Origin of the sequence: Corynebacterium sp. (assembly GCF_030532965.1) — a bacterium.
Lineage (GTDB): Bacteria > Actinomycetota > Actinomycetes > Mycobacteriales > Mycobacteriaceae > Corynebacterium.
In genome coordinates, this window is record NZ_JAUNKC010000002.1 from 201,590 (window position 1) to 209,803 (window position 8,214).

Consider the following 8,214-nt stretch of genomic DNA (forward strand, 5'->3'; position numbering starts at 1 on the left):
CCGTTTTGTTATACCCAGCACCAGTATTGGTTATGCCCAGCCCCACCCAAATCAGCCAAAAGTAGTACGTTTACTATCAATGTGTGGCGGTCAACTGCTACCACCAAACCCACTGGCTAGAGCCATAAAAATCCATTTTCGCACCGCCGCTGCACCGTATTGCTTTAACCAGTACCAACCGGCAGAATATAGGGGATGGATAATTCTGATAATTCTCAAAATACTCGCGGCGATTTGCCGCACGGACGACCCCCGCAAACCGATTTCAATGCCACTTTCGACAATGAGTTGGACTATCCCCGGTTGGGCACGGTCAGTTTCCGGCGCGGCACCTTAACACCCAACCAAGAAGCACTATGGGATACCCATTGGCCGCGGCTGGGCACAGTGCTCTCGGACGAAAAAATCGATATCGACCAGTGGTTCGGTCGGTCCGGCGCTCAAACGATCGTGGAGATCGGATCCGGCACCGGCACATCCACCGCCGCGATGGCGCCGTTGGAAACCGACACCAATATCATTGCGGTGGAGCTGTATAAACCAGGTCTTGCCAAGCTGTTGGGCGCGATCGTGCGCGATGACATCGACAATATCCGCATGATTCGGGGCGATGGCGTGGAGATTCTCACCCGGATGTTTGAGGAGCATTCCTTAGATGGCGTGCGCATATTCTTCCCGGATCCGTGGCCGAAAGCGCGGCACCATAAGCGCCGCATCATCCAATCCGGTGTGCTCAATCTGATCGCCACCCGGCTCAAGCCAGGCGGTGTGCTGCACGTGGCTACCGACCACGCCGATTACGCGGAATGGATCAAAGAGCTGGTCGATGTGGAGCCGGATCTGGAGTTCATGGGCTGGCCGTGGCCGGAGTGCCCGCAGTTGGTGGACCGGCAGGTCATCACCAAATTTGAGGGCAAAGGTTTAAAGAAAGACCACACCATCACTGAGTTCTTGTGGAGGCGGAAATGACCGAGGCTAAAGAGCCAGCAATGGCTGATTTTGAATTCGGTGAATCGTCGCAAAGCTTCGCCCCCGGCGCGCCAAGTGTCGCCAGCAAAGATACCCTGTTGCTTATCTGGGACGCCCCCAATATTGATATGGGCTTGGGCGCGATTCTGGGCGGTCGACCTAACGCCGCACATCGCCCGCGTTTCGACGCCATCGGTCGGTGGCTGTTAGCCAAAGCTGGCGAGCTGGCGCACCACACAAAATTGCAGATCGAGGCCGAGGCCACGGTGTTTACCAACGTCACCCCGGGCGGCGCCGATGTGGTGCGCCCGTGGGTGGAGGCGCTGCGTAACGTCGGCTTCGCGGTTTTTGCTAAGCCCAAACTCACCGAGGAATCGGATGTCGATCCCGACATGGTGGAACATATTCGACGTCGCCATGCCGAAGGCGTGTTGCGTGGCATCGTCGTCGCGTCTGCGGACGGCCAGAATTTCCGGGACGTGTTGGAGGAATTGGCCGATGATGGCGTGCACGTCACCGTTTTGGGTTTCCACGAGCATGCGTCGTGGGCGGTGACCTCCGATTCGCTTCATTTCGTCGATTTGGAGGAGATCCCCAACGTATTCCGGGAACCGCTGCCCCGCATCAGCCTCGATTCGCTACCCGATGCCGGTGCATGGTTGCAACCATTCCGTCCATTGTCAGCGCTATTATCTGCCCGCGCGTAACGCGCTAGGAGGAGACTGGCATGTTCTCTCGGTGGGGCGATTTTGCCTATCGTCATCGCAGGGTAGTTCCGGTGGTCATTATCACCGCGATCATGGCTCTTTACGTGCTGTTCGGCATGCGGCTGGGCGATCGCATGAGCCAGGAGGGCTGGGACGACCCCGGTTCGTCCTCAACTGCGGCGGCTGCCATTGAGGAGGCAACGTTCGGGCGGGATAATTCCGGCGACGTCATCGTGCTGTTTACCGACGAAGGCGGGATTGAGCGCTCGGCGCAGTTCGCCGCGATCAAGGAACACCTGGCGGCTTTAGCCGAGAAACACCCAGATCAGATTGAATCTGTCACGAGTTTCTTTGATAAGCGCAACCCCAATTTGGTCAGTGAGGACGGCACCACCGCCTTCGCCGCGATTGCGTTAAAAGGCGATCATGAACAAACGCTCAAGGATTTCCGGACGATCCAACCGGATCTGCAACCCGCCTTTCCAGGCGTGACGGTTCAGGTTGCCGGGGCCACGGCGGTGGCTGATGCATTGGATGCGGGGATGGCCGGCGATATTAAACGCGCCGAGGTTTATGCGCTGCCGGCGGTGGCGCTGTTGCTGTTATTCGTTTTCGGTTCGGTGGTGGCGGCGTTTATGCCGCTTATCGTGGGCGGCCTGTCGATCCTCGGCTCGCTGGGCGCATTGTCGGTCTTGGCTGGTTTCACCCAGGTAAACGTGTTCGCCCAATCGGTGGTGACGCTGCTGGGGTTGGGTTTGGCCATCGACTACGGCCTGTTTATGGTCTCGCGGTTTCGGGAAGAACTGGATAATGGCCGTCCGGTGGCGGACGCGGTTCGAATAACGACAAACACTGCGGGTAAAACGGTGGTGTTTTCCGCGGCGATGGTGGCGGTTGCGCTTTCCGGGTTGTTGATCTTCCCACAGGCGTTTTTGAAATCAGTCGCTTACGGTGCGATCAGTGCCGTTGGGTTGGCGGCGTTGCTGTCGGTGACGGTGCTGCCCTCTATCTTCGGCATGTTGGGGCGCAATATTGATAAGTTTGCGTTACGCCGCACCAATCGCCGTGCCCGCCGCTTGGAAGATACCTGGTGGTACCGGTTGCCGGGCTGGGCGATGCGCCGCGCCCGCGTGGTCACCATCGCGGGTGTTGTCGGGTTAATCGGTTTGACGTTGCCGCTGATAAGCGTGAAGTTCGGCGGTATTAACGAAACCTATCTCCCACCAAATCACGAGGTGCGGGAAGCCCAGACCCTATTTGACCAGGAGTTCCCGCAGTTCCGCACCGAGCCGATCAAATTGGTGGTGACCAATGCCTCAAATGAGCAGTTGGTGGAAATTTTCCAGCAGGCCAGCCAGGTTCAGGGCCTGACCGGCAGGTTCGCCCCATCCTCGGCCACGGTTGACGGGACCACCGTGTTATCGGCTGGCATTGCTGACCGGGCCAATAACGAATTTGTGGTGCAGCAATTACGGGAGATAACTCCGCCGGACGGGGTAGAGTTGTTCATCGGCGGCACCCCGGCGCTGGAGATCGAGTCCATTGAGGCGCTTTTTGCCAAATTGCCGTGGATGGCGATCTATGTTGTTGCGGCGACGTTTTTGCTGATGGCGCTGGTTTTCGGCTCGATTATTTTGCCCGCCAAGGCTGTCATCATGACGATTTTGGGCATGGGCGCCACCCTCGGCATCCTCACCGCAATGTTCGTTGACGGAGTGGGGTCGACTCTCTTTAATTTCACCCCGGGCCCGCTGATGAGTCCCGTTTTGGTTCTCATCATGGCCATCGTCTACGGGTTGAGCACCGATTATGAGGTGTTTTTGGTCTCCCGCATGGTGGAGGCCCGCGAAAAGGGCGAATCGACGGACCGGGCTATTAAATATGGCACCGCCCATACCGGCGGGATTATCACCGCCGCGGCACTTATCATGATCGTGGTGTGCGGGGCGTTTGGGTTCTCCGAGATTGTCATGATGAAGTACATTGCGTTCGGCATGATTTTCGCGTTGCTTTTCGACGCAACCGTGATCCGCATGATGTTGGTTCCTGCGGTGATGCATCTACTTCGGGAAGATAACTGGTGGGCTCCGGTGTGGGTCAAGAAAGCTTCCGCTGCTTTAGGGCACAATTCATCGGAAGAAGTAATTGACCATTCGGTGGCGCATGCACATCACAGGCGCCCCCGACGACATGCAGTGAGGAATGACTCAACCAACGTTATGAATTCTCAGTACACTGAAACAGATATTGCCGACACCGAGATTTATGGCCCGGATACGGCTGGCCGCAGCGGCCGGTTGGCGGCAGGTGATAATGAATTGGTGCCGTTCGCTGAATTGATGAAGCGGTTGAAAAACGAGAGGTAATTGGCGCTCTGCTAAAAAATAACTGGGTTCGGTTTCTAAGCCCGCTGGTCGTCATCGCAATCGCCGCGATTTTACTGCGCGATAAGATGCCGTTTTTGGCCAGTGGCTATAAAGAGATGCTCTCTGCCCACCCCACCGGACTCATCGGTTCGTTTCTGGCGGTCATTGCTTCGATGATTGTCATGGCGGAAGTCATGCGGTTATTGCTAAATGCGGGCAATAACCATATCCGGCTGCGCCAAACAACGCTGTTGACGTTCGTCGCTAATTCGTGGTCCTCCACCTTTCCCGGTGGTGCCGCGATTTCCACGGTGTACCAGTTTCACACCATGCGGTCGTGGGGCGTGAATGTGCTGGTCAGTTCGTGGTTCATTATGGTTTCTGCGGCGCTGTCGACGGTCTGGCTGGTGGCACTCGGTATTGTCTCGGTGCTGTTGCTGGGGGCGTCGATAAGCCTCATGCCGCTTGTTATTTCGTCGGCAATTTTGCTGGGGCTGGCGGCGTTGGTGTGGTGGGCCACGAACAATCCTGAGCCCACTAAGCGATTTGTGGTGGGGATTGTTCGGCGCGGCGGCAAGCTGATTCGTCGGCCGACGGCTTCCCTCATAGCGTCCATTGAGGAGCATTTCGATCAACTACACACGGTGGAATTATCCCCGTTGCGGTTTAGTTGGATCGCATTTTTATCCCTGATGAACTGGGTGTTCGACATCATCGCATTGTGGTTGTGCGTGTGGGCCGTTACCGGTGTGTTGCCGGGCATTGAGGCGCACGAAAACAACACGACGATCGTCGGCGTAGCGTTGGCCTTCGTCACGGCCAAGGTTGTCGGCACCGCGCAGGTAACCCCCGCGGGCATCGGCCCCGTCGAAGCGGCGATGACTGGCAGTTTGGTTGCGGTGGGAATGACGGCTTCCTCCGCCTTCGGTGTGGTGTTTGTATACCGGATTTTGTCGTTTGCCATCATCACCCTTTTAGGATGGGTACTGTACTTCATTTCCACCGCGCGAGGCGGGTTGAGGGCCCGCAATCTGGAATCGCCGTTTAGCCCTAAGGAGGGTTAACCATGCTTAAGCCACTGGTTTTCGATGTTATTGCTGTCGCTGTGTTCGCAGTTTTAGCCAGGTTGGCGCACGGCGGCGTTTCGCCCGCCGCGGTCGTTGATACCTTTTGGCCCTTCGCGGTGGGGGTTCTGATCGGCGCGGTGATTATCGCGGCAACTAAATTGGCTCCGGCCTCCCTATCGGGCGGTGTCGTCATGTGGCTTGCGGTGGCAGCGACTGGCCTTGGTATTTGGGGAATCCGCCACGCGGCCGTACCCCATATTTCCTTTATTCTGGTGGCGTCGATCATGTCCGGGCTTTTGCTACTCGGCTGGCGCGTCGCGGCACGTTTCGTCGCCTCCCGCGCGGTTTAACGAGTTGCGGCTATTCCGCCTACTCTTAGGTGGTGTCTAATTCCAATCTCACCCGTAAAGATGCCCAGTTTCGTTCCGAATCCTTAACGATCACCCATTACGACCTGCACCTTGACCTCAGCGATGCCACCACGGCACCGACGTTTCCGGTGCGCACAACCGTTACGTTAACGTCGACGCAGCCAGAGGTGTTTGTCGATTATCTCGGCGAGTCTGTGCAGTCAGTGACGGTAAACGGTGTGGAGGTACCCTCGCTTTTCGACGGCTCCCGCATCGGCTTTGCGGTTCCTGTCGGCGAGGAAGTCTCCGTTGGTTTTGCGACCACCAGCCGCTACTCCCGAACCGGCCAAGGTCTGCACCGGTTTGTCGATCCGGCAGACGGCAATACTTATTTGTATTCTCATGTGGAACCGTCGGATGCACGCCGCATTTATCCGTGTTTCGACCAGCCTGACCTCAAAGCGACGTTCAGCATCAGCATGACCACCCCGGATGGTTGGGTTGCGTTATCCAACCAACCGGAAGTCTCGGCAATAGGCAGCCGCCACCAGTTCGCCACCACCCCACTTCTGTCCACGTATCTCACCGCCTTTGCCGCTGGCCCCTACGTCGGGGTGCACGATCAGTGGCGCTCGCAAGAAAACCCGGATTTCACCATCAACCTGGGCGTGTGGGTGCGCGCATCCATGGCGTCGCATGTGGATTCGGAGATCATGACGGTGACGAAGAACGGCCTTGATTATTTCGACGCCCATTACGGATTCCCTTACCCTTGGGGCAAATACGATTCCATTTTCGTTCCCGAATACAACCTGGGCGCGATGGAAAACCCGGGTTTGGTCACGTTCACCGAGTCCTATATTTTCCGTTCCCCTGCGACGGACGCGCAGCATGCGGCCCGCGCGAACACCATTCTTCACGAGATGAGCCACATGTGGTTCGGCGATCTGGTCACCCCGCGCTGGTGGGACGATTTGTGGTTGAAAGAATCCTTCGCCGAGTTCATGGGCGCCGACGCGTCCGTCGCCGCCACTAGGTTTAGCCAGGCGTGGGTCAATTTCGCCGGAAATCGGAAAAATTGGGCCTACATGCAGGATCAATTGCCCACCACCCATCCGATCAAGGCGGAGATCGACGACGTCGATGCCGCGCGACAGAATTTCGACGGCATTACCTACGCCAAGGGCGCTGCGGTGCTCAAGCAATTAGTGCATTTCGTTGGGCGCGATACGTTCTACACCGCCGCCCGCGAATACTTCCAGACCTACGCCTTTTCCACCGCAACCTTCGCCGACCTGCTTACAATCCTGCAAAAGCACACCGACCGTGACTTAGATGACTGGGCTGACCGTTGGCTGCTCAGCTGCGGTGTCGATCACCTTTCCCCGCGCATAACCGTTGCGGACGGCGTTATTGCCGATCTCAACATCACGCAAATCTCCGATACCATCACCCGGCCACACCGGATTGCGGTATCCCTTTGGAAAAACGAAGGTGACGAGCTGGCCCGCTACGCAACCTTCGACGTGGACGTTCTAGGCGACGGTGGAAGCGTCGAAAAGGCGATTGGGTTGCCTGCGCCGGATCTTGTCGTGCTTAACGACGGCGACCACAGCTACGCCCTTATCGATTTCGACGAGCAATCGGTAGCCACAATCACCTCCTCCCTGTCGAAGGTGTCTGACCCGCTAACCCGCGCGGTTATTTGGACAGCGTTGTGGAACCTGACCCGTGACGCGAAGTTTTTAGCACAAGACTTCATAACGATTGCACTCGACCATGTGGCAGCCGAATCGAATCCCACGATCAGCACCCAGATTCTCGCCCATGCGCAATTTGCGGCCCGGCATTTCGTCGCCGACCAGGATCGCTCCGCCACTTTTGCACGTCTGGCCAGCGCGGTGCATGCCTTGCTTATGAAGGCAACCCCGGGCGGTGACACCCAATTGGTCTTTGCGCGGGCGCTCATCGCAGCGGCCCCATTCGCCGGACCCGCCTACACCGCGCAACTATTGGAGGTATATGACGGCAAAATCCCTGGGCTAGTCATCTCCCCGGATTTGCGGTGGCAGGCGGTTATTGCGTTGAGCACGCTGGATTATTTCTCGGCCTGCGACCTGCGGTATGAGCTGGATCGCGACAATACGCTTAGCGGTAAGGTCGCGCACCTTCAAGCCACCTACTCGGCGCCTTTCGATGATGTTAAAGAACGCATCTACAACCGGTTGCTTCAACCAGGCGAGTTTTCCAACGACGAGGTTGATGCAATGATCTCGGCTTTCAATGCCCCATCGATGTATGGGGAGTTCGACCACACCGAGCGCTTCTTCGCCGATTTGCACCACATGTGGTCGGAACATCCCATTGAAATCGCCAACCGACTTGTTCGGGGGTTATTCCCGCAAACTCCGGCAGCGCTTGCCGCCGGCAACAAGCTTGTCGAAACCAATCTCCCTACCGCCCTCAAGCGCGTTCTTAGCGAATCGATCGACCACCTGGCACGCAAATTATCCGCGCAAAAATTCAATTTTTAGCGCAAAACCCCGGCAACGTCCCCCACCCCACCCCTTAAACGGTGTTCAATATCGGGGGTGGGTTACCACCCCCGACCGTTTCCTTAAAGTGACGACAGGTAGCACTTTCGCAAGCCTATGTAGCCCCTGCGACATCCTTATTTAGCAAAATTTATATTTTCCAAAATGAGGTTTTCTCACCAGGTTTTGTGGTGGTTGAGGTGTAGAACGGTTAAAGCGGT

The 8,214-nt window shown here is 57.1% G+C and carries 6 protein-coding genes; all 6 read left to right on the plus strand.

Annotated features, from left to right (window positions below):
• Positions 1 to 195: 195 nt before the first annotated feature.
• The 6 genes from trmB to pepN all read left to right on the plus strand — a co-directional run bounded on the left by trmB (position 196) and on the right by pepN (position 7,993).
• The gene (gene trmB, locus Q4D85_RS02180; RefSeq protein ID WP_303197916.1) at positions 196 to 969 is read left to right on the plus strand and encodes a tRNA (guanosine(46)-N7)-methyltransferase TrmB; all 774 of its coding nucleotides are present in this window, start codon (positions 196 to 198) and stop codon (positions 967 to 969) included.
• Positions 966 to 1,676, plus strand: a complete 711-nt coding sequence (locus Q4D85_RS02185) for an NYN domain-containing protein (RefSeq protein WP_303197917.1) — start codon at positions 966 to 968, stop codon at positions 1,674 to 1,676. The genes trmB and Q4D85_RS02185 overlap by 4 nt, the downstream gene beginning before the upstream one ends.
• A 20-nt stretch (positions 1,677 to 1,696) precedes the next feature.
• On the plus strand, positions 1,697 to 4,042 hold the full coding sequence (locus tag Q4D85_RS02190; RefSeq protein WP_303197918.1) for an MMPL family transporter: 2,346 nt from the start codon (positions 1,697 to 1,699) through the stop codon (positions 4,040 to 4,042).
• An 86-nt stretch (positions 4,043 to 4,128) separates the two neighbouring features.
• Complete coding sequence (locus Q4D85_RS02195) at positions 4,129 to 5,106, plus strand: YbhN family protein (protein WP_303197919.1); 978 nt, start codon at positions 4,129 to 4,131, stop codon at positions 5,104 to 5,106.
• A gap of 2 nt (positions 5,107 to 5,108) precedes the next feature.
• The gene (locus Q4D85_RS02200; protein WP_303197920.1) at positions 5,109 to 5,459 is read left to right on the plus strand and encodes a DUF3054 domain-containing protein; all 351 of its coding nucleotides are present in this window, start codon (positions 5,109 to 5,111) and stop codon (positions 5,457 to 5,459) included.
• 32 nt (positions 5,460 to 5,491) lie between these two features.
• Complete coding sequence (gene pepN / locus Q4D85_RS02205; RefSeq protein ID WP_303197921.1) at positions 5,492 to 7,993, plus strand: aminopeptidase N; 2,502 nt, start codon at positions 5,492 to 5,494, stop codon at positions 7,991 to 7,993.
• Positions 7,994 to 8,214 lie beyond the last annotated feature (221 nt).

What these genes read in the sequence shown, in the direction of transcription:
- Q4D85_RS02185 (WP_303197917.1), top strand. Translation starts at nt 966, where the DNA reads ATGACCGAGGCTAAAGAGCCAGCAATGGCTGATTTTGAATTCGGTGAA.
- Q4D85_RS02200 (WP_303197920.1), top strand. Translation starts at nt 5,109, where the DNA reads ATGCTTAAGCCACTGGTTTTCGATGTTATTGCTGTCGCTGTGTTCGCA.
- trmB (WP_303197916.1), top strand. Translation starts at nt 196, where the DNA reads ATGGATAATTCTGATAATTCTCAAAATACTCGCGGCGATTTGCCGCAC.
- Q4D85_RS02190 (WP_303197918.1), top strand. Translation starts at nt 1,697, where the DNA reads ATGTTCTCTCGGTGGGGCGATTTTGCCTATCGTCATCGCAGGGTAGTT.
- Q4D85_RS02195 (WP_303197919.1), top strand. Translation starts at nt 4,129, where the DNA reads ATGCCGTTTTTGGCCAGTGGCTATAAAGAGATGCTCTCTGCCCACCCC.